The following is a 19,071-nucleotide window of genomic DNA, read 5'->3' on the forward strand; positions in this document are numbered from 1 at the left end:
CAGGCGAACCCCTTTTATTCCTGAATGACGTCAGCGCCCTTAGGGATCTGGAACTGGAACTTGCTCGCCGCGACAGGCTCGTTGGCCTTGACGCCGGTGAACAGGATATTGGTGCGTTGCCCCACACTGTCGATCAGCTGCATGTCGTTGATCATGCCGTTGCGAAACGACAGTCGCAGGCTGTCGAACAGCGTGTCCTTGGATTTGGGCTTGAGCACGAAGTCAATCACACCGCCCGCTTCCTTGGCAGTGATGTCAAAGCTTTCGCTGATTTTCGACACGTCACCCGACAGTAACAGCGCCGGGGTCTGGGTCAGGCGCTGATCGAGGGTCTTGATGGTGACCTGCTCCAGGTCAGGGTCCCACAGCGACACCTTCTTGCCGTCGGAAACCATCAGCTGCTCCTGGGGCGCATCGGTGTGCCAATAGAACAGGCCAGGGCGCTGCAGGGTCATCTCCCCAGTGGTTTCCTGCAATTGGGTGCCACCGCCGTCCAGCGTGAGCTGGGAGAAACGCCCGCTCAGGGTTTTGGAGTTCTCCAGCAGTTGGGTCAGGCGCGCCACGTCCTTGCTATCGGCGAGGGCCGGGAGGGCGGAAAAAGCCAGTGCAGATACCAACAACATGCGGATAAGACGCATGGGATTCCTCTTTGAGTGTGGTTGAAGCCGGACGCCGCCGTAGAGGCGCCGCCCGGTCAGGCATGACAGGGAAGTGTCAGTCACGCACGGGGGCTGGCGCAATCACTTCACGCGAGCCGTTGGTGTTCATGGCTGTCACGACGCCGGCATTTTCCATGGTTTCGATCATCCGCGCGGCGCGGTTGTAGCCAATCTTCAGCTTGCGCTGCACGGCAGAGATAGAGGCGCGTCGGCTTTCAAGTACGAACTTGACGGCTTCGTCGTAAAGCGCGTCGCTTTCGCTGTCCTCGCCATCACCGCCGCCGCCACCGCCATCGAAGCCGCTGCCTGGCTCCTCGACGCCGGCGAGGATGTCGTCGTTGTAGTCCGGCGTGCCGCGCAGTTTCCAAGCCTCGACCACGCGGTGAACCTCTTCGTCGGACACAAACGCGCCGTGCACCCGGATCGGCAGGCTGGTGCCTGGCGGCATGTAAAGCATGTCACCGTGGCCCAGCAGTTGCTCGGCGCCGCCCTGGTCGATGATGGTCCGGGAGTCGATTTTGCTCGACACCTGAAATGCCATCCGCGTCGGGATGTTTGCCTTGATCAGGCCGGTGATGACGTCAACCGACGGACGCTGGGTCGCCAGGATCAGGTGGATACCCGCCGCTCGGGCCTTCTGCGCGATACGGGCGATGAGTTCTTCAACCTTCTTGCCGACGATCATCATCATGTCGGCGAACTCGTCCACCACCACAACGATGGTCGGCAGCTTGGTCAGCAGCGGTGCTTCGTCGTGAATGCTCTCGCGGTGGTACAGAGGGTCGGAAAGCGGCGTACCGGCCTCCTCCGCCTCGCGAACCTTCTGGTTGAACCCGGACAGGTTACGCACGCCCATTTTGGCCATCAGTTTGTAACGACGCTCCATTTCGGCCACCGACCAGCGCAAGGCGTTGGCAGCGTCCTTCATGTCCGTTACCACCGGACACAGCAGATGGGGAATACCTTCGTAGATCGACAGCTCGAGCATTTTCGGGTCGATCATGATCAGCTTGGCGTCTTCCGGGCCGGACTTGAACAGGATCGACAGGATCATCGCGTTCACACCCACCGACTTACCGGAACCGGTGGTACCGGCAACCAGCAGGTGAGGCATCTTCGCAAGGTCGGTGATGACCGGCTTGCCGCCGATGTCGTGACCCAGCGCCAGCGTGACGGGCGATTTGGCGTCGTCGTACTCCGGCGTCGAAAGGACCTCGGAGAAGCGCACGATCTGGCGGTCCTCGTTGGGTATCTCGATGCCGACAGTGGTCTTGCCGGGAATGACCTCGACAACCCGCACGCTGGTCACTGCCAGCGAACGCGCCAGGTCTTTCGCCAGGTTGGAAATGCGACTGACTTTTACGCCGGCCGCCGGCTGGATCTCGTAGCGGGTGATGACCGGACCTGGATGGATCGAGTCCACCGAGACCTCAACCCCAAACTCCTTGAGTTTGATTTCAAGCAGGTGACCCACTGCTGCCAGCGATTCGGGCGAGTAATTGAGCTGCTTTTTCTCTGCCGGGTCGAGGATCGAGATCGGCGGCAGCGTACCTTCCACGGCGCTGTCCACGAACAATGGCGCCTGCTTTTCTTTCTGTACGCGCTTGCTCGGCTCTGGCACACGAGCGGGTGCCGGAGCGATAACCGCCGGAACGTGCTTTTCGCGAGCCGCCATGTGCTCGGTCAACGCCTGTTCGCGCTCGATGAGGCGTTCTTTGGCCTTGGCCTGCTCGCGTCGATCAGGGGCGACTGGCGCAACGACCTCGTCGACACGCATGTCAACTTCTCGCAGCTGGGCAACCATTTGCTTGCGCTCGTTGCGGGCGGCCCACCAACGGTTGAGCGAGCCGGTGAACAGCTCGACCAGGTCCAGCGTTATCTTGCCCGTCGTGTCCATGACTTTGAACCAGGACAGGTCGGTGAAGACGGTCAGGCCGAACAGGAACAGCGCAATGAACAACAGCGTGCTGCCCTGCACATTCAGCGCGCGCTTGGCCAGATCGCCAAGCACCTCACCCAGCACGCCGCCGGCCGAGCCCGGGAGGCCCGACGCCGAATGAAAATGCAGATGCGCGAGCGATGCGCCGGCCAGGACCAGAAACACCAGACCGATCGTGCGCCAGGAGAACAGCCAGCCGCTCCACTGCCACGGTTCGTGACGATGGCGGAACACCTGATAAGCCTTGACCCCAAGCAACAGCGGAAAGATGTAGGCGAAGTAGCCGAGAATCATGAACAGGATGTCGGCCGAGAACGCGCCGGCGCGGCCTGCAGCGTTCTGCACCTGAGCCGAGCTGCTCGTGTGGCTCCAGCCTGGATCGCCCTGATCGTAGGTCAACAGCGCCATGATCAGATAAAGACACAGGGCGCCGAACGCAATCAGTGCACCTTCCTTGAGCCGGTAGTGCAAATGCTGCCGCCAGAGCGGAACGGGGGTGGGTGCTATGGTGGATTTCTTCAAAACGCTTCAATTCCTGCGCGCAAGCGCGAACATCTGGTGATTGACTGTGTACGACTGCCTTGACGAAATGGCAGTGACGCTCCTGACGGCCATGGAAACCACAATGGCGCTAACCCAAGCTCGACAGGTGACTTGAAATAAGGTTAAACAACAACGGCATTGTACGGATTTGCACGCCGCGCGCTACGTTAGTCTGGCGCGGGGCTTGCGGATCTTCAAGCCTCGACGGCCCAAGGCAATTGGAGCACGCATTTTGTTTGGCGACAAAGACTTATGCGCCGTGCCTGCCGTACTCCTGAACTGTCAAAAGGCCACGTCTGGAAGCAACTGCTCTGCAGCCGGGCGTCGGGGCACAACCAAGCGCCTGTGACCGCAATTGCACGACGGAGTTGCACGCCGGCGCGGCCTCCCCTCCCCTCTCGTAAAGTCTGGATGCCATGCTGACCTGGTTACAACGCGACACCCTGGAATTCCCACCGCTGGAAAAAGCCATGCGCGAGCCCAACGGGTTGCTGGCGGGCGGCGGTGACTTGTCCGCCGACCGCCTGATTGCGGCGTACCGCCACGGGTGTTTTCCCTGGTATCAGCAAGGCCAACCGATTCTCTGGTGGTCGCCGGACCCGCGCACCGTGCTGTTTCCCGACGAGCTTCATGTCTCGCGCAGCCTGGGCAAGCTGCTGCGCCAGAATCGTTATCGGGTCACCTTCGATCAAGACTTTGCGGCCGTCATCCAGGCGTGCGCCGAGCCTCGGGCCTACGCGGACGGCACCTGGATCACCGGTTCAATGCAGGCGGCATACATCGAACTGCACGCCCGGGGTTTCGCGCACAGCGTTGAGGTCTGGGATGGCGACACACTGGTAGGCGGCCTGTACGGACTGGCCATGGGCAGGTTGTTTTTCGGCGAATCCATGTTCAGCCGCGCCGACAACGCCTCCAAGGTCGGCTTTGCCACGCTGGTCGGACACCTCAAGGCATGGGGCTTCGTCATGATCGATTGTCAGATGCCCACTCAACACCTGCAAAGCCTCGGTGCGCGGTCCATTCCACGTCAGACCTTCGCCCAATGGCTGGGCGAACATGTGGACGCAGACAATTGTGCCGACTGGCTGCCTAGGCGAGTTTGATATGGCTGGCATACACTCTTAACTCAAGTTTTTTTCGAGGGTTGATCATGACCGAGCTGGCGCGGCTGAAGTTCTATGCCACTCAACCCCACTCCTGCAGCTACCTGCCCGAGGAACAAGCCACAACGCTGTTTCTCGACCCGAGCCAGCCGATGGATGTTCAGGTCTATGCCGATCTCTCTGACATGGGGTTTCGCCGCAGTGGCGATCATCTGTACCGTCCGCATTGCCAGAATTGCAGTGCCTGCGTGCCTGCGCGAATTCCGGTCGGGCTGTTCACGCCTGATCGCCAGCAAAAACGTATTTTCAAGCGCAACGTCGACCTGGAAGTCACCAGCATCAAACCGCATTTCAGCGAAGAGTATTTCGATCTCTACCAGCGCTACATCGAGCAGCGCCACGCCGATGGCGACATGTTTCCACCCAGCCGTGATCAGTTTTCCACGTTTTTGGTCCGGGACCTGCCGTTTTCACGGTTTTACGAGTTTCGTCTGGAGGGTCGCCTGCTTGCGGTCGCCGTCACCGACCTGCTGCCCAACGGGCTTTCAGCCGTCTACACGTTCTACGAGCCGGCCGAGGAGCGTCGCAGCCTTGGCCGCTACGCCATCCTCTGGCAGATTGCCGAAGCGGCGCGCATGCAGTTGCACGCTGTTTACCTGGGCTACTGGATAAAGAACTGCAAAAAGATGAATTACAAGACCCAATATCGGCCTATCGAACTGCTCACGAATCAAAGATGGGTCACTCTTTACTGAAGCCCTTGGCTTAAACCTCAGTTTTCGGGCACAATGCAGCCCGCTTTTGCCTGGCTGCCGTTTGCACCGGGCCATTCATTGGATACCGAGGGCTCTACTGCATGTCGAAAGAAGACAGCTTCGAAATGGAAGGCACTGTCGTCGACACCCTGCCCAACACCATGTTCCGTGTGGAGTTGGAAAATGGGCACGTCGTAACCGCGCACATCTCCGGCAAGATGCGCAAGAACTACATCCGCATTCTTACCGGCGACAAGGTCCGCGTTGAGCTGACGCCCTACGACTTGAGCAAAGGGCGCATCACTTACCGCGCCCGCTAACAGGTCTTAACAAAAACGCCCGGCATCTGCCGGGCGTTTTTGTTGGCGCTACTTAAGCACAGCACCCTGTGTAGGAGTGAGCTTGCTCGCGATGGCGTCGCGTCAGTCACCTAACGTGTCTGAGACAAATCGCAATCGCGAGCAAGCTCACTCCTACAAAGGTTCGGCAAATTCACAGCCAACAAAAAAGGCGCCAATCGGCGCCTCTTGAGTGTGTGCCCCTAACGAAACGTCAGGCCATTTCGGCCGTGGTTTCGTAGTCGAACGTGATCTCGCCGTCCTTGAAGTCGATGTGAACCACACCGCCATGCTCGGACAACTCACCAAAGAGAATCTCTTCGGCCAGCGGACGCTTGATCTTGTCCTGGATCAGACGTGCCATCGGACGCGCCCCCATTGCCGCATCGTAACCACCTTCGGCCAGATAACTTCTCGCCGCGTCGGTCACTTCCAGCAATACGCGCTTGTCTTCCAGCTGCGCCTGAAGCTCGGTGAGGAACTTGTCCACCACGCTTTTGATGACCTCATGACTGAGGCGACCAAACTGGATGATGGTGTCCAGACGGTTGCGGAACTCAGGCGTAAAGCTCTTCTTGATCACTTCCATGGCATCAGATGAGTGATCCTGATGAGTGAAGCCGATCGAAGCACGCGCTGCAGTCTCGGCGCCCGCGTTGGTGGTCATGATCACGATCACGTTGCGGAAATCCGCCTTGCGCCCGTTGTTATCCGTCAGCGTGCCGTGGTCCATGACCTGCAGCAGCAGGTTGAAGACTTCCGGATGCGCCTTCTCGATCTCATCAAGCAACAGCACACAATGCGGCTGCTTGGTGATCGCTTCGGTCAACAGACCGCCCTGATCGAACCCGACGTAACCCGGCGGCGCACCGATGAGTCGCGATACGGTGTGACGCTCCATGTACTCGGACATGTCGAACCGCACCAGCTCAATACCCAATGCCTTGGCCAACTGACGCGCCGCTTCGGTCTTGCCAACGCCAGTAGGCCCTGCGAACAGGAACGAACCGACCGGCTTGTCCGGCGACTTGAGGCCGGCGCGCGACAGCTTGATAGCAGTGGACAGTGAGTCGATGGCCGCATCCTGACCAAATACCGTCAGCTTCAGGTCGCGCTCCAGATTACGCAGCAGCTCCTTGTCGGAACTGTTGACGTGCTTTGGAGGAATCCGCGCGATCTTGGCCACGATGTCTTCAACCTGTGGCACTTCAATGCGCTTGACGCGCATTTCAACAGGTTGCAGGCGTTGGTAGGCACCCGCCTCGTCAATCACGTCGATTGCCTTGTCGGGCATGTGACGATCATTGATGTAGCGCGACGCCAGCTCGGCTGCAGCGCGCAGTGCCTCATCGCTGTACTCGATGTTGTGATGCTGCTCGAACCGGCCTTTCAGGCCACGCAGGATACCGATAGTGTCTTCAACCGATGGCTCGGAAACGTCGACCTTCTGGAAGCGACGCGCCAGGGCACGGTCTTTCTCGAAGATGCCGCGGAATTCCTGAAACGTCGTCGAACCGATGCAACGGATATCACCCGAAGACAGCAACGGCTTGAGCAGGTTGGAAGCGTCCATCACGCCGCCCGACGCTGCGCCTGCACCAATGATGGTATGGATTTCGTCGATGAACAGAATGGCATGAGGGCGTTTTTTCAGTTCGCCCAGCAATGCTTTAAAGCGCTTTTCGAAATCGCCGCGGTATTTGGTACCGGCCAGCAGCGCACCCAGGTCGAGGGAATAAACGACACTGTTGGCGAGCAGGTCCGGCACTTGATTGTCGACGATACGTTTGGCCAGACCTTCGGCGATGGCCGTCTTGCCCACCCCCGCCTCGCCCACCAGCAACGGGTTGTTCTTGCGACGCCGCGCGAGGATCTGAGCGACGCGCTCGACTTCCATCTCGCGGCCTACCAGCGGATCGATGCGGCCTTGACGGGCCAGCTCATTCAGGTTGCTTGCATAGGCATCCAGAGGATTGCCTGAAGAAGAAGACTCACCGCCCTCGTCGTCCTGCATATCTTGCTCACCTTCAGACTGATCGCCATGCCCCGGCACTTTGGAAATGCCATGGGCGATGTAGTTGACGACATCGATACGGGCAACGCTCTGCTGCTTGAGCAGAAACACTGCCTGGCTTTCCTGCTCGCTGAAAATCGCTACCAGTACGTTGGCACCGGTGACTTCACGCTTGCCGGAGCTCTGCACGTGAAAAACCGCACGTTGCAGAACGCGTTGGAAGCCGAGTGTAGGTTGGGTCTCGCGGTCCTCGTCGTGAACGGGGATCAGCGGCGTGGTGGAGTCGATGAACTCCTGGAGGTCGTGTTTGAGTTTGTCGAGGTTTGCGCCGCAGGCACGCAGTACGGTGGCGGCAGCCTCATTGTCCAATAGGGCCAGCAGAAGGTGCTCGACGGTCATGAACTCATGACGTTTGGAGCGGGCCTCCTTGAAAGCCAGATTGAGGGTGACTTCGAGCTCACGGTTTAACATAGCTTCACCTCATACCCAAGTGTCCGGCGTTAACCGTCCTTCTCGATTTCACAGAGTAGCGGATGCTGGCTTTCCCTGGCGTACTGATTGACCTGCATAGCCTTGGTCTCGGCAATGTCACGGGTGAACAACCCGCAAACGGCCCGTCCCTCTGTATGGACGGCCAGCATGACCTTGGTCGCCAGCTCACGATTCAGGTTAAAAAACACCTCGAGCACTTCGACAACGAAATCCATCGGGGTGTAGTCATCGTTGAACAAAACCACCTTATACATAGGCGGCACCTGCAATGTCGGCTCGGCTTCCTGTACAGCGATACCCGACGCGTCGTCCTCATGGGGCTGCTGCGGGTCATTCTGATTGAATGTTAGTCGAATCTTGCTGAATGCATGCATGGTAAAGAAGGTTCACAGAGGACGTGATTGAATTAAATGGTGGCGGCGATACCGTATTTCAACTGGACCGCCGCTTGGCCTTGACTATCGGCCAATCGGTGTTACAAACAATAGAACCCACATTGGGTAAAAAGGGTCCGCGCAGTCAACCAAAATTTTTTAGGTCCGGCGGATGAGAGGTGATGATACTCCCATCGGAGTCCTTTGCAGAGGGATGTGACTATGCTAAGCGGTAAGGTCAAGTGGTTTAACAACGCCAAGGGGTATGGCTTCATCGTTGAAGACGGCAAGTCGGAAGACCTGTTTGCGCACTACTCGGCGATCACTATGGATGGCTATAAGACACTGAAGGCCGGGCAGCCGGTCAATTTTGAAATCATCCAGGGGCCCAAGGGCCTCCATGCCGTAAAGATCGTTGCACAGCAGGCCGCGGCGCTTCCTGAAGCGGTTCGCACGCACGAAAGAGAGTTCGAGAAGCAACAGGCATAGCGTTACCATCACGCCTGAGCCGGACCGTTCAAGCGCGATTTCTGGAAGCCGGCCAACCTTTATAGGGTTGGCCGGCTTTTTTGTGGGTATTGATTCACGCCGCACGTGCTCCTTTAGTCGAAAAGCATCTGACTTCAGGCTACGCATTACCCCCCCTGCGCGAGGTGCGTCAGGTTGCCGCAGGCCCCGTAACGCAAGGGCTGACGCAACATTGCAGAAAACCCCTCTCACTTATGCCACAGGCAAACCGGCCGCCAGCCCTTCAAACCCTTCGCATGACCGGCATAGTAATGGCCGGGTGCGGTGATATACTCGGGCCGATGACCGTTGGGTCATCGAGGGTCGAGCCAACGAAACCGGATGCTCAGCCCTCCGCAGGCCGAACCGCTATCCGGGTCCGACCGTTTGACGCTCGACTGATGCACCCCCTACAACGCGACGAAATTCTCGACTTTCGGCTCATCGGTAAATTGGGCGAAAGTGCCTACCCTGCGCATCTCGAAATTTTGTGTACGCTCAGCAAAGAAGAGAGTTATCCCGAATATGTCCAACCGCTCGAAGATCATCTATACCTTCACTGACGAAGCGCCAGCCCTCGCCACCTACTCACTGCTGCCTATCATCGAAGCGTTCACCGCCTCCGCTGACATCGCCGTTGAAACCCGCGACATCTCGCTTGCAGCCCGCATCCTCGCCAGCTTTCCCGAGCGCCTGGGTGACAAGAAGGTTTCTGACGATCTGGCAGAGCTGGGCCAACTGGCGACCACGCCGGAAGCCAACATCATCAAGCTGCCAAACATCAGCGCCTCGGTGCCGCAACTGAAGGCCGCGATCAAGGAGCTGCAAGCCAAGGGCTACGACATTCCGGATTACCCGGATGAAGTCGTCACCGAAGCCGACAAGGCTGCCCAGGCTGGCTATGACAAAGTGAAAGGCAGCGCCGTGAACCCGGTTCTGCGTGAAGGTAACTCCGATCGTCGCGCGCCGCTTTCCGTCAAGAACTATGCACGCAAGCACCCGCACAAAATGGGCGCATGGGCGGCGGACTCCAAGTCCCACGTCGCGCACATGGACAACGGCGATTTCTACGGAAGCGAAAAATCCTCGCTGATCGAAGCCGCCGGCGCTGTGAAGATCGAGCTGATCGGTAAAGACGGCAGCACCACCGTGCTGAAAGACAAAACGCCTGTACTGGCAGGCGAGATCATCGACTGCGCCGTCATGAGCAAGAAAGCGCTGCGTGCGTTTGTGGCGCGTGAGATCGAAGACGCCAAGAAGCTTGGCGTTCTGTTCTCCGTCCACTTGAAAGCCACCATGATGAAAGTCTCCGACCCGATCATGTTTGGCGAGTTTGTTGCCGAGTACTATCAGGAAGCGCTGAGCAAGCACGCTGACGTCCTCAAGGAAATCGGCTTCAACCTGCACAATGGTATCGGCGACCTGTACGCCCGCATCAAAGACCTGCCAGCCGACCAGCAAGCGCAGATCGAAGCAGATGTCAAAGCCGTCTACGCGACCCGCCCTGCCCTGGCAATGGTCAACTCCGACAAAGGCATCACCAACCTGCACGTGCCGAGCGACGTCATCGTCGACGCCTCGATGCCTGCGATGATTCGTGATTCCGGCAAGATGTGGAACAACGACGGCGTCCTGCAGGACACCAAGGCCGTGATTCCGGACCGTTGCTACGCGACCATCTACCAGGCCGTCATCGAAGATTGCAAGCAACACGGCGCCTTTGACCCGACGACCATGGGCAGCGTGCCAAACGTGGGCCTGATGGCACAAAAAGCCGAAGAGTACGGCTCGCACAACAAGACCTTCCAGATCGAAACCGACGGCGTGGTCCGCGTGACTGACGACAAGGGTCAGGTCTTGATGGAACAGAACGTTGAAGCCGGCGACATCTGGCGCATGTGCCAGACCAAGGACGCGCCGATCCAGGACTGGGTCAAACTGGCTGTCAACCGTTCGCGCCTGAGCAACACCCCGGCCATTTTCTGGCTGGACCCTGAGCGTGCCCACGATGCAGTGATGATCAAGAAGGTCGAGCAATACCTGAAGGATCACGACACCACCGGCCTGGACATCACCATCAAGTCGCCTGTCGACGCCATGAAGGTGTCCCTTGAGCGTATCCGCGCCGGCAAGGACACCATCTCGGTGACCGGCAACGTGTTGCGTGATTACCTGACCGACCTGTTCCCGATCATGGAACTGGGCACCAGCGCCAAAATGCTGTCCATCGTGCCGCTGATGAATGGCGGTGGTCTGTTCGAAACCGGCGCGGGCGGTTCGGCACCCAAGCACGTGCAGCAGTTGAACGAAGAAAACTTCCTGCGCTGGGACTCGCTTGGCGAATTCCTGGCACTGGCCGCTTCTCTCGAGCACCTGGGCAACGTCTACAACAACCCTAAAGCGCTGGTGCTTGCCACTGCCCTGGACAAGGCCACCGGTCAGTTCCTGGACAACAACAAGTCGCCATCGCGCAAGGTCGGCGGTATCGACAACCGTGGCAGCCACTTCTATCTGGCCACCTACTGGGCTCAGGCCCTGGCGGCGCAGACCGAAGATACCGTGTTGCAGGCCAAGTTCACCGAGCTGGCCAAGACGCTGACTGACAACGAAGCGACCATCGTCGCCGAGCTGAACAGTGTACAGGGCAAGCCTCTGGACATCGGCGGTTACTACTTTGCAACGCCGGAGCTGGCCAGCCAGGCCATGCGCCCAAGCAAGACCCTGAACGACGCGATCAACGCGTTGAAGTAAGGCGCTCCGATCGGCGGCTGCAAAGCTGCTGAGTGCGATGAGAAGCCCTGGCCTTTGCGCCGGGGCTTTTTTTTGCTGACTCCGCTCCCTGTAGGAGCCATCGGAGGTTACGACGGTCGCGAATGCGGTTTACCTGACAATCCCCTTCGCGACCCTCGTAAACTCGAATTGCTCCTACGGCTAACGAGAAGCCCCAATGACCTGGCATCCCCATATCACCGTTGCAACCGTCATCGAAGACAACGGCCGCTTTCTGTTCGTAGAGGAACTGAAAAACGGCAAGCTCGTGCTCAATCAGCCCGCCGGACATCTGGAGCCTGACGAGACGCTGCGTGAAGCGGCCATCCGCGAGACGCTGGAAGAAACCGGCTGGGACGTCGAGCTCACCGGTGTGGTCGGCATTTACCTGTACACCGCGCCGAGCAACGGCGTGACCTATCAACGGGTTTGTTTTACCGCCAGGGCCGTCCGGCATCACCCGAGCCGCGCCCTGGACACCGGTATCGTCGGCGCCCCTTGGCTCACTCGCGACGAGTTGGCCGAACAGCCCGAGCGCTGGCGCAGCCATCTGGTACTGGAATGCATCGATGACTACCTCGCAGGCCCGATCCACAGCCTCGATGTGGTGCGCGACTGACTGGCCTCTTCCCGGCGAAAGCCGGTCCTACAGACCGTATGCATTGTGGGACCGGCTTCAGCCGGGAAGGCGCCGGGTGTCCCAACGCGAAATTCCTGGTGTTCGTTCAGGCCTCTTCCCGACTAAAGCCGCCCCACAAAAACAGCGCTCTGGCTAGTCAAGGTGCCTGTGCAACTGAATAGCTTTTAGCCTTGGCGCTGACTCCCTGATAGAATCGCGCCCTTTCCTGCTGCTACCCAATTGAATTCCTATGTCTGATTCAGCCTTTTCCGATACAGAAAAGAAGCGCGTCATCGTCGGCATGTCCGGCGGCGTGGATTCTTCGGTCTCCGCCCTTCTGCTCATGGAGCAGGGGTATCAAGTGGAAGGCCTGTTCATGAAGAACTGGGAAGAAGACGACGGAACGGAATACTGCACCGCCATGGACGACCTTGCGGACGCCCAGGCCGTGTGCGACAAAATTGGCATCAAGCTGCACACCGTGAACTTTGCGGCCGAATACTGGGATCACGTCTTCGAGCATTTCCTCGAAGAATACAAGGCCGGACGCACGCCGAACCCGGACATCCTGTGCAACCGCGAGATCAAGTTCAAAGCATTTCTGGATTACGCCTTCATGCTGGGCGCGGACCTGATCGCGACTGGACACTACGTGCGCCGCCGCGACATCGATGGGCGCACCGAATTGCTCAAGGGCCTGGACCCGAACAAGGACCAAAGCTACTTCCTGCACGCTGTGGGCGGTGAGCAGATCGCCAAGACCCTGTTCCCGGTCGGCGAGCTGGAGAAGCCTGAAGTGCGCGCCATCGCCGAGAAGTATCAGCTGGCGACGGCGAAGAAAAAGGATTCCACCGGCATTTGCTTCATTGGGGAACGTCGTTTCACCGACTTCCTGAAACAGTACCTGCCCGCTCAGCCCGGCGAGATCAAGACCACCGAAGGCGAAGTCATCGGACGGCATGCGGGCCTCATGTACCACACCATCGGCCAACGCCAGGGCCTGGGCATCGGCGGGCTGAAGGATGCTGGCGATGAGCCGTGGTATGTGCTGGTCAAGGACCTGGAGCATAACGAGCTGATTGTTGGCCAGGGCAACGAACACCCATGGCTGTTCTCCCGCGCCTTGCTCGCCTCGGACATTTACTGGGTCAACCCGATCGACCTCAGCAGCCCGCGCAAGCTCACCGCTAAAGTGCGTTACCGCCAGAGCGACCAAAGCTGCACCCTGGAACGTACCGAAACCGGTTACCGCGCCACCTTCGACGAGCCGCAACGCGCCGTGACGCCGGGCCAGTCCGTGGTGTTCTACGACGGTGAGGTCTGCCTGGGCGGCGGCGTTATCGAGATCGCCGAGCCGTGGCACAACAGGAACGCACGTTGATGACCCCGATCCAGGAACAACTTGTGGCCCTGGCCGGGGTCTTTCAGGCCGCCGTGCTGGTCGATCGCATTGCCAAGACCGGGCAGGCCGGTGAAGCCGCAGTGGGCTGCCTGATGGGCACCCTGCTGGTCCTGGACCCCAAGGACACGCTGGACGTATTCGGCGGCGATGACCTGAATTTACATGAGGGTTATCGGGCGCTGGCCAGCGCTTTGGAACGCGACCCCGCGACGCTGCAACGCGAGCCGTTGCGTTACGCGCTCGCGATGCTGGGCCTTGAACGCCAGCTGTCCAAGCGCGATGACATGCTCGACACGATTGGCAAACGCCTGCCGCAGATCAAATCCCAAGTCGAGCACTTCGGGATCGCCCATGAAAACGTCATTGCCGCCAGCGGCGCACTGTACCAGGACACCCTGAGCACCTTGCGTCAACGCATCCAGGTACACGGCGACATGCGTAATCTGCAACAGCCCAACAATGCGTCGAAAATCCGCGCGCTGCTGCTGGCCGGCATTCGCTGCGCACGACTTTGGCGACAGGTGGGCGGTCACCGCTGGCAACTGGTCATCAGCCGCCGCAAGTTATTGAAAGAACTGTATCCCTTGCTTCACCACTGAGTGGCAGACGCCACCCGGTTTGCTCACAATCCTGCATCGCGCGGCTCATCACGCTCGGCCAGCCTCGGCTGAGCGTGATTTTCATGTATGATACGCGCCCCTTTTCGTTGCCCGACAGTCCGAGAACACCCTATGCAGCTTTCTTCGCTCACTGCGGTTTCCCCTGTAGATGGCCGCTACGCCGGCAAAACCCAGGCCCTGCGCCCGATTTTCAGCGAATACGGCCTGATCCGTTTCCGCGCTCTGGTGGAGGTACGCTGGCTGCAACGCCTGGCCGCGCACCCGCAGATCCCGGAAGTCCCCGCGTTTTCCGCTGAAGCCAATGCCATTCTTGACGCGCTGGCTGACGACTTCGCCCTTGAGCACGCTGAACGCGTGAAAGAGATCGAGCGCACCACCAACCACGACGTCAAAGCGATCGAGTACCTGCTCAAGGAGCAGGCGGCGAAGTTGCCGGAGCTGGCCAAGGTCAGCGAGTTCATCCACTTCGCCTGCACCAGCGAAGACATCAACAACCTGTCCCACGCCTTGATGCTGCGTGAGGGCCGCGACACCGTGCTGCTGCCACTGATGCGCCAGATTGCCGAGTCCATTCGCGAACTGGCCATCCGCTTCGCCGACGTGCCGATGCTGTCGCGCACCCACGGTCAGCCAGCGTCGCCGACCACCTTGGGCAAAGAACTGGCCAACGTCGTGTATCGCCTGGAACGCCAGATTGCCCAAGTCGCTGCCGTGCCGCTGCTGGGCAAGATCAACGGCGCCGTCGGCAACTACAACGCGCATCTGTCGGCGTACCCGGACATCGACTGGGAAGCCAACGCCCGCGCCTTTATCGAAGGCGAGCTGGGCCTGGGTTTCAACCCTTACACCACGCAGATCGAACCGCATGACTACATTGCCGAACTGTTCGATGCGATCGCGCGCTACAACACGATCCTGATCGACTTCGATCGTGACATCTGGGGCTACATCTCCCTGGGCTACTTCAAGCAGCGCACCATCGCCGGTGAAATCGGTTCGTCGACCATGCCGCACAAGGTCAACCCGATCGATTTTGAAAACTCCGAAGGCAACCTCGGTATCGCCAATGCACTGTTCCAGCATCTGGCCAGTAAATTGCCGATCTCCCGCTGGCAGCGCGACCTGACCGACTCCACCGTGCTGCGCAATCTCGGCGTGGGCTTCGCTCACAGCGTCATTGCGTACGAAGCGAGCCTCAAGGGCATCGGCAAGCTGGAACTCAACGAGCAGAAAATCGCTGCCGACCTGGACGCTTGCTGGGAAGTCCTGGCCGAGCCGATCCAGACGGTCATGCGTCGCTACGACATCGAGAACCCGTACGAGAAGCTCAAGGAGCTGACCCGTGGCAAGGGCATCGGCCCTGAAGCGCTGCAGACCTTCATCGACGGTCTCGACATGCCCTCAGAGGCCAAAGCCGAGCTGAAGAAGCTCACGCCCGCCAACTACATCGGTAACGCTGCGGCGCAGGCCAAGCGCATCTGATCGCACTGCACTCGCTCTGAACGCCCGGCTGAGCCGGGCGTTTTTATTCCCGTCGCAGAAATTCGTTTTTTCAATAGGTTACACATGAATCCTGACATCCCTCTTCAGCTTCTAGGCGGCATCACAGCGCGCGAGTTTCTGCGTGACTACTGGCAGAAGAAACCTTTGCTGATCCGCCAGGCCATCCCGGATTTCCAGAGCCCGATCGACGCTGACGAGCTGGCCGGGCTGGCCCTCGAAGAAGAAGTCGAGTCGCGCCTGGTTATCGAGAAAGGCGAGCGCCCATGGGAGCTGCGTCGCGGCCCGTTCGCCGAGGACGAGTTCAGCAAATTGCCCGAGCGCGAGTGGACGCTGCTGGTTCAGGCTGTAGATCAATTCGTTCCGGAAGTCAGCGAACTGCTGGAAAACTTCCGCTTCCTGCCAAGCTGGCGTATCGACGACGTGATGATCAGCTACGCCGCACCTGGCGGCAGCGTCGGTCCGCACTTCGATAACTACGACGTGTTCCTGCTGCAGGGCCATGGCAAGCGTCACTGGCAGATCGGCCAGATGTGCGACGCCGAAAGCCCCCTGCTCACCCACGCCGACCTGCGCATCCTGGCCGACTTCCAGGGCACGGACGAGTGGACGCTGGAGCCGGGCGACATGCTTTACCTGCCGCCGCGGCTGGCCCATTGCGGCGTTGCCGTGGATGAATGCCTGACTTACTCGGTAGGTTTCCGTGCGCCGAGCGCCGCCGAAGTGCTGACCCATTTCACCGACTTCCTCAGCCAGTTCATACCGGATGAGGAACGCTACACCGACGCAGGCGCGCAACCGGTCAGCGATCCGCACCAGATTCAGCACGACGCCCTTGATCGCCTTAAAGGTCTGCTGGCCGAGCACATGGGTGACGAGCGCCTGCTGCTGACCTGGTTCGGCCAGTTCATGACCGAGCCTCGTTATCCGGAGCTGGTAGTCGGCCCTGAGTTGGCCGAAGAAGAACTGCTCGACAGCCTGGAACAAGGCGCTGTGCTGATCCGCAACCCGAGTGCGCGGCTGGCATGGTCGGAAGTAGACGACGACCTGCTGCTGTTTGCCAGCGGGCAAAGCCGTCTGCTGCCAGGCCACTTGCGTGAGCTGTTGAAAATGATTTGTGCGGCCGATGCGCTGCACATCGACAATCTGGGCCAATGGCTGGCAGATGACGATGGACGTAACCTGCTCTGTGAGCTGGTCAAACAAGGAAGTCTGGGGTTTGCTGATGAATAAGATCCGCGTACGGGTAGCCGACTGGCACAAAGACAACGCTGACATCCGCCGCATTCGCGATGCGGTGTTCGTGTCCGAGCAGTCCGTGCCGCCTGAACTGGAATGGGACTCGGAGGACGCAGGCGCCCTTCACTTCCTGGCACTGGAAGGTGACTACGCTGTCGGTACCGCACGCCTTTTGCCAGACGGTGAGTTCGGCCGTTTGTCGGTACTGAAAGACTGGCGCGGCTTGAACGTGGGTGACGCGCTGATTACCGCCATTCTCGACGAAGCCGAGCGTCGCGACCTGAAGCAGCAGCGACTCAGCGCTCAGGTTCACGCCACTGCGTTTTACGAACGGTTCGGGTTCACCGTCGTCAGCGACGAGTTTCTCGAAGCCGGCCTGCCCCACGTAGACATGGTGCGCAACTCGCACTGATCAGGCTTTGCGGCCTTTGACGCCCCGTCGCGCGCTTTCGGCAAACCCAGTCGAGAACCGCGCGCCGGGGCGTTTTGCCGTTTGCGATTCAACTTGGTGCTGCGCAGGCCGACAAACTGGCAAACTCGTCGCCTAGACGCGCCCTTGCGGAGACCGAACCGATGTCATTACGCACCCTGCTCGCTTCACTGCTGCTGGCCTGCAGCTTTACGGCCACGGCCGCCACCGAAGTCATTCCTCTGAACTACCGCACCAGCGATGACCTGCTGCCTGCGGTGAAGTCCTTTCTGGGCAACGACGGCAGCGTCAACGCCTACGGCAACAAGCTGATCGTCAACGCCGAGCCCTACAAGATCAGCGAACTGCGCGAGCTGCTCGGCCAACTCGACACCGCCCCCAAGCGACTGATGATCAGCGTCGACACCAGCGACAGCACGGTGCAGAACGATCAGGGTTACTCGGTCAACGGCACCGTGCGTTCTCAGGACGGACGCCTCAGTGCGGACGGTCAGACGCGCATTCAGAACTACGGCACGGTCAGCCGCGACGGTGGCGTACAGCAAGTGCAGGCCAATGAAGGCACCCCGGCGTTGATTCAGGTGGGTCAAAGCATTCCCATCACCTCGGTGCAGTCCGATGGCTATGGCTACCCGCAGACCAACACGCAGTACCGCAATGTGACCCAAGGCTTCTACGTAACCGCGACCGTGACGGGCGACATTGTTCACTTGAGCATCAGCACCAATAACGACCGCATGAGCCAGCAGCAAGCCGACGCGATCAAGGTGCAGAGCACCGACTCCCAGGTCAGCGGCCGACTCGGTCAGTGGATCACGCTGGCCGGGGTCAGCGACCAGTCTCGCGCGGATGAGCGCGGCGTGGTCCGTCGCTACTCCACGCAAGGCCGCAACGACATGCAGCTGCGCGTGAAGGTCGACAGCCTGGATTGAGGCGACATTTTTGATAAGCCACTGAAGCGACGCTCTGCAATCTGTAGGAGCTGGCTTGCTGGCGAACGGGGTCTATCATTCACCGCTGCGGTGGCTGAAAAATGGGTTCGCCAGCAAGCGGGCTCCTACGGTTTTTGCGCACGACACGGGTAATTGCCGTCTGCATGGGATCTGTAGGAGCCGGCTTGCTGGCGAACGGTGTCTGTCATTCACCGCTGCGGTGGCTGAAGAATGGATTCGCCAGCAAGCCGGCTCCTACGGTTTCTGCGCGCGACACGGGTAATCGCCGTTTGCATGGGATCTGTAGGAGCCGACTTGCTGGCGAACGGTGTCTGTCATTCACCGCTGCGGTGGCTGAAGAATGGATTCGCCAGCAAGCCGGCTCCTACGGTTTTTGGGCACGACACGGGTAATCGCCGTCTGCATGGGATCTGTAGGAGCCGGCTTGCTGGCGAACGGTGTCTGTCATTCACTACTGCGGTGGCTGAAAAATGGGTTCGCCAGCAAGCGGGCTCCTACGGTTTTTGCGCACGACACGGGTAATCGCCGTCTGCATGGGATCTGTAGAAGCCGGCTTGCTGGCGAACGGTGTCTGTCATACACCGCTGCGGTGGCTGAAGAATGGATTCGCCAGCAAGCCGGCTCCTACGGATACATAAAAGAGCCCGCCTGATCTCTCGCCCTAACCGGTCGCGCCCCACTCGATTATGTAGTGCTCCATCCGGCACTACATCTCGCCTCCAACCCGCGAACACCCAGCACCCACGCTGATTTGCCCTTCCCAGCACCCGCACGCCCTAAACTGACCGCCAAGTCGCATTAGACGGAATATG

At 59.6% G+C, this 19,071-nt stretch carries 16 protein-coding genes; 12 read left to right on the forward strand and 4 right to left on the reverse strand.

Annotated elements, in window-relative coordinates; translation table 11 throughout:
* Nucleotides 1-14 precede the first annotated feature (14 nt).
* A complete protein-coding gene (gene lolA / locus QRN48_RS08975; protein ID WP_037008847.1) occupies nt 15-638 on the reverse strand; it encodes an outer membrane lipoprotein periplasmic chaperone LolA in 624 nt (207 codons plus the stop codon).
* Between the two features lie 76 nt (nt 639-714).
* Entirely contained in the window at nt 715-3,120 is a 2,406-nt protein-coding gene (locus tag QRN48_RS08980; protein ID WP_037008846.1) for a DNA translocase FtsK, read from the reverse strand.
* A 437-nt stretch (nt 3,121-3,557) separates the two neighbouring features.
* Between QRN48_RS08980 and aat the strand changes: the two genes are divergently transcribed.
* The 3 genes from aat (at nt 3,558) to infA (ending at nt 5,322) form a co-directional block, all read left to right on the forward strand.
* A complete protein-coding gene (gene aat, locus QRN48_RS08985) occupies nt 3,558-4,247 on the forward strand; it encodes a leucyl/phenylalanyl-tRNA--protein transferase (protein WP_285350139.1) in 690 nt (229 codons plus the stop codon).
* Between the two features lie 47 nt (nt 4,248-4,294).
* Entirely contained in the window at nt 4,295-5,002 is a 708-nt protein-coding gene (locus QRN48_RS08990; protein WP_037008844.1) for an arginyltransferase, read from the forward strand.
* Nucleotides 5,003-5,103: 101 nt separating this feature from the next.
* The gene (gene infA, locus QRN48_RS08995) at nt 5,104-5,322 is read left to right on the forward strand and encodes a translation initiation factor IF-1 (protein WP_002553999.1); all 219 of its coding nucleotides are present in this window, start codon (nt 5,104-5,106) and stop codon (nt 5,320-5,322) included.
* Nucleotides 5,323-5,554: 232 nt separating this feature from the next.
* On the opposite strand, the gene clpA is transcribed toward infA, so the two are convergent.
* Both clpA and clpS read right to left on the reverse strand, forming a co-directional pair.
* Entirely contained in the window at nt 5,555-7,825 is a 2,271-nt protein-coding gene (gene clpA / locus QRN48_RS09000; RefSeq protein ID WP_037008843.1) for an ATP-dependent Clp protease ATP-binding subunit ClpA, read from the reverse strand.
* Between the two features lie 29 nt (nt 7,826-7,854).
* On the reverse strand, nt 7,855-8,220 hold the full coding sequence (gene clpS / locus QRN48_RS09005; protein WP_037008841.1) for an ATP-dependent Clp protease adapter ClpS: 366 nt from the start codon (nt 8,218-8,220) through the stop codon (nt 7,855-7,857).
* A gap of 222 nt (nt 8,221-8,442) precedes the next feature.
* Here clpS and cspD point away from each other — a divergent pair, with 222 nt between their 5' ends.
* From cspD to QRN48_RS09050, 9 genes are all read left to right on the forward strand, one after another.
* Nucleotides 8,443-8,709 carry a cold shock domain-containing protein CspD gene (gene cspD / locus QRN48_RS09010; RefSeq protein WP_037008839.1) on the forward strand — a complete coding sequence of 89 codons (267 nt, stop codon included), beginning with the start codon at nt 8,443-8,445 and terminating at the stop codon, nt 8,707-8,709.
* Between the two features lie 543 nt (nt 8,710-9,252).
* Complete coding sequence (locus QRN48_RS09015; RefSeq protein WP_285350146.1) at nt 9,253-11,478, forward strand: NADP-dependent isocitrate dehydrogenase; 2,226 nt, start codon at nt 9,253-9,255, stop codon at nt 11,476-11,478.
* A 196-nt stretch (nt 11,479-11,674) separates the two neighbouring features.
* Nucleotides 11,675-12,115, forward strand: a complete 441-nt coding sequence (locus tag QRN48_RS09020) for an NUDIX hydrolase (protein ID WP_285350148.1) — start codon at nt 11,675-11,677, stop codon at nt 12,113-12,115.
* A 250-nt stretch (nt 12,116-12,365) separates the two neighbouring features.
* Entirely contained in the window at nt 12,366-13,496 is a 1,131-nt protein-coding gene (gene mnmA / locus QRN48_RS09025) for a tRNA 2-thiouridine(34) synthase MnmA (protein ID WP_037008834.1), read from the forward strand.
* A complete protein-coding gene (gene hflD, locus QRN48_RS09030; RefSeq protein WP_037008832.1) occupies nt 13,496-14,116 on the forward strand; it encodes a high frequency lysogenization protein HflD in 621 nt (206 codons plus the stop codon). The genes mnmA and hflD overlap by 1 nt, the downstream gene beginning before the upstream one ends.
* Nucleotides 14,117-14,248: 132 nt before the next feature.
* Complete coding sequence (gene purB / locus QRN48_RS09035; protein WP_285350150.1) at nt 14,249-15,619, forward strand: adenylosuccinate lyase; 1,371 nt, start codon at nt 14,249-14,251, stop codon at nt 15,617-15,619.
* An 84-nt stretch (nt 15,620-15,703) separates the two neighbouring features.
* Entirely contained in the window at nt 15,704-16,870 is a 1,167-nt protein-coding gene (locus tag QRN48_RS09040) for a ribosomal protein uL16 3-hydroxylase (protein ID WP_285350151.1), read from the forward strand.
* On the forward strand, nt 16,863-17,288 hold the full coding sequence (locus tag QRN48_RS09045; RefSeq protein ID WP_191945002.1) for a GNAT family N-acetyltransferase: 426 nt from the start codon (nt 16,863-16,865) through the stop codon (nt 17,286-17,288). Before QRN48_RS09040 ends, QRN48_RS09045 begins: the two co-directional genes overlap by 8 nt.
* Nucleotides 17,289-17,449: 161 nt before the next feature.
* Nucleotides 17,450-18,238 (forward strand): secretin N-terminal domain-containing protein, encoded by a 789-nt coding sequence (locus QRN48_RS09050; RefSeq protein ID WP_285350154.1) that lies wholly within the window; start codon nt 17,450-17,452, stop codon nt 18,236-18,238.
* The last annotated feature ends 833 nt before the right edge of the window (nt 18,239-19,071 follow it).

It is taken from the genome of Pseudomonas sp. ME-P-057, from assembly GCF_030208975.1.
Lineage (GTDB): Bacteria > Pseudomonadota > Gammaproteobacteria > Pseudomonadales > Pseudomonadaceae > Aquipseudomonas > Aquipseudomonas lutea.

What these genes read in the sequence shown, in the direction of transcription:
- lolA (WP_037008847.1), bottom strand. Translation starts at nt 638, where the DNA reads ATGCGTCTTATCCGCATGTTGTTGGTATCTGCACTGGCTTTTTCCGCC.
- QRN48_RS09020 (WP_285350148.1), top strand. Translation starts at nt 11,675, where the DNA reads ATGACCTGGCATCCCCATATCACCGTTGCAACCGTCATCGAAGACAAC.
- clpS (WP_037008841.1), bottom strand. Translation starts at nt 8,220, where the DNA reads ATGCATGCATTCAGCAAGATTCGACTAACATTCAATCAGAATGACCCG.
- clpA (WP_037008843.1), bottom strand. Translation starts at nt 7,825, where the DNA reads ATGTTAAACCGTGAGCTCGAAGTCACCCTCAATCTGGCTTTCAAGGAG.
- infA (WP_002553999.1), top strand. Translation starts at nt 5,104, where the DNA reads ATGTCGAAAGAAGACAGCTTCGAAATGGAAGGCACTGTCGTCGACACC.
- QRN48_RS09040 (WP_285350151.1), top strand. Translation starts at nt 15,704, where the DNA reads ATGAATCCTGACATCCCTCTTCAGCTTCTAGGCGGCATCACAGCGCGC.
- QRN48_RS09045 (WP_191945002.1), top strand. Translation starts at nt 16,863, where the DNA reads ATGAATAAGATCCGCGTACGGGTAGCCGACTGGCACAAAGACAACGCT.
- QRN48_RS09050 (WP_285350154.1), top strand. Translation starts at nt 17,450, where the DNA reads ATGTCATTACGCACCCTGCTCGCTTCACTGCTGCTGGCCTGCAGCTTT.
- aat (WP_285350139.1), top strand. Translation starts at nt 3,558, where the DNA reads ATGCTGACCTGGTTACAACGCGACACCCTGGAATTCCCACCGCTGGAA.
- mnmA (WP_037008834.1), top strand. Translation starts at nt 12,366, where the DNA reads ATGTCTGATTCAGCCTTTTCCGATACAGAAAAGAAGCGCGTCATCGTC.
- QRN48_RS09015 (WP_285350146.1), top strand. Translation starts at nt 9,253, where the DNA reads ATGTCCAACCGCTCGAAGATCATCTATACCTTCACTGACGAAGCGCCA.
- QRN48_RS08990 (WP_037008844.1), top strand. Translation starts at nt 4,295, where the DNA reads ATGACCGAGCTGGCGCGGCTGAAGTTCTATGCCACTCAACCCCACTCC.
- cspD (WP_037008839.1), top strand. Translation starts at nt 8,443, where the DNA reads ATGCTAAGCGGTAAGGTCAAGTGGTTTAACAACGCCAAGGGGTATGGC.
- purB (WP_285350150.1), top strand. Translation starts at nt 14,249, where the DNA reads ATGCAGCTTTCTTCGCTCACTGCGGTTTCCCCTGTAGATGGCCGCTAC.
- hflD (WP_037008832.1), top strand. Translation starts at nt 13,496, where the DNA reads ATGACCCCGATCCAGGAACAACTTGTGGCCCTGGCCGGGGTCTTTCAG.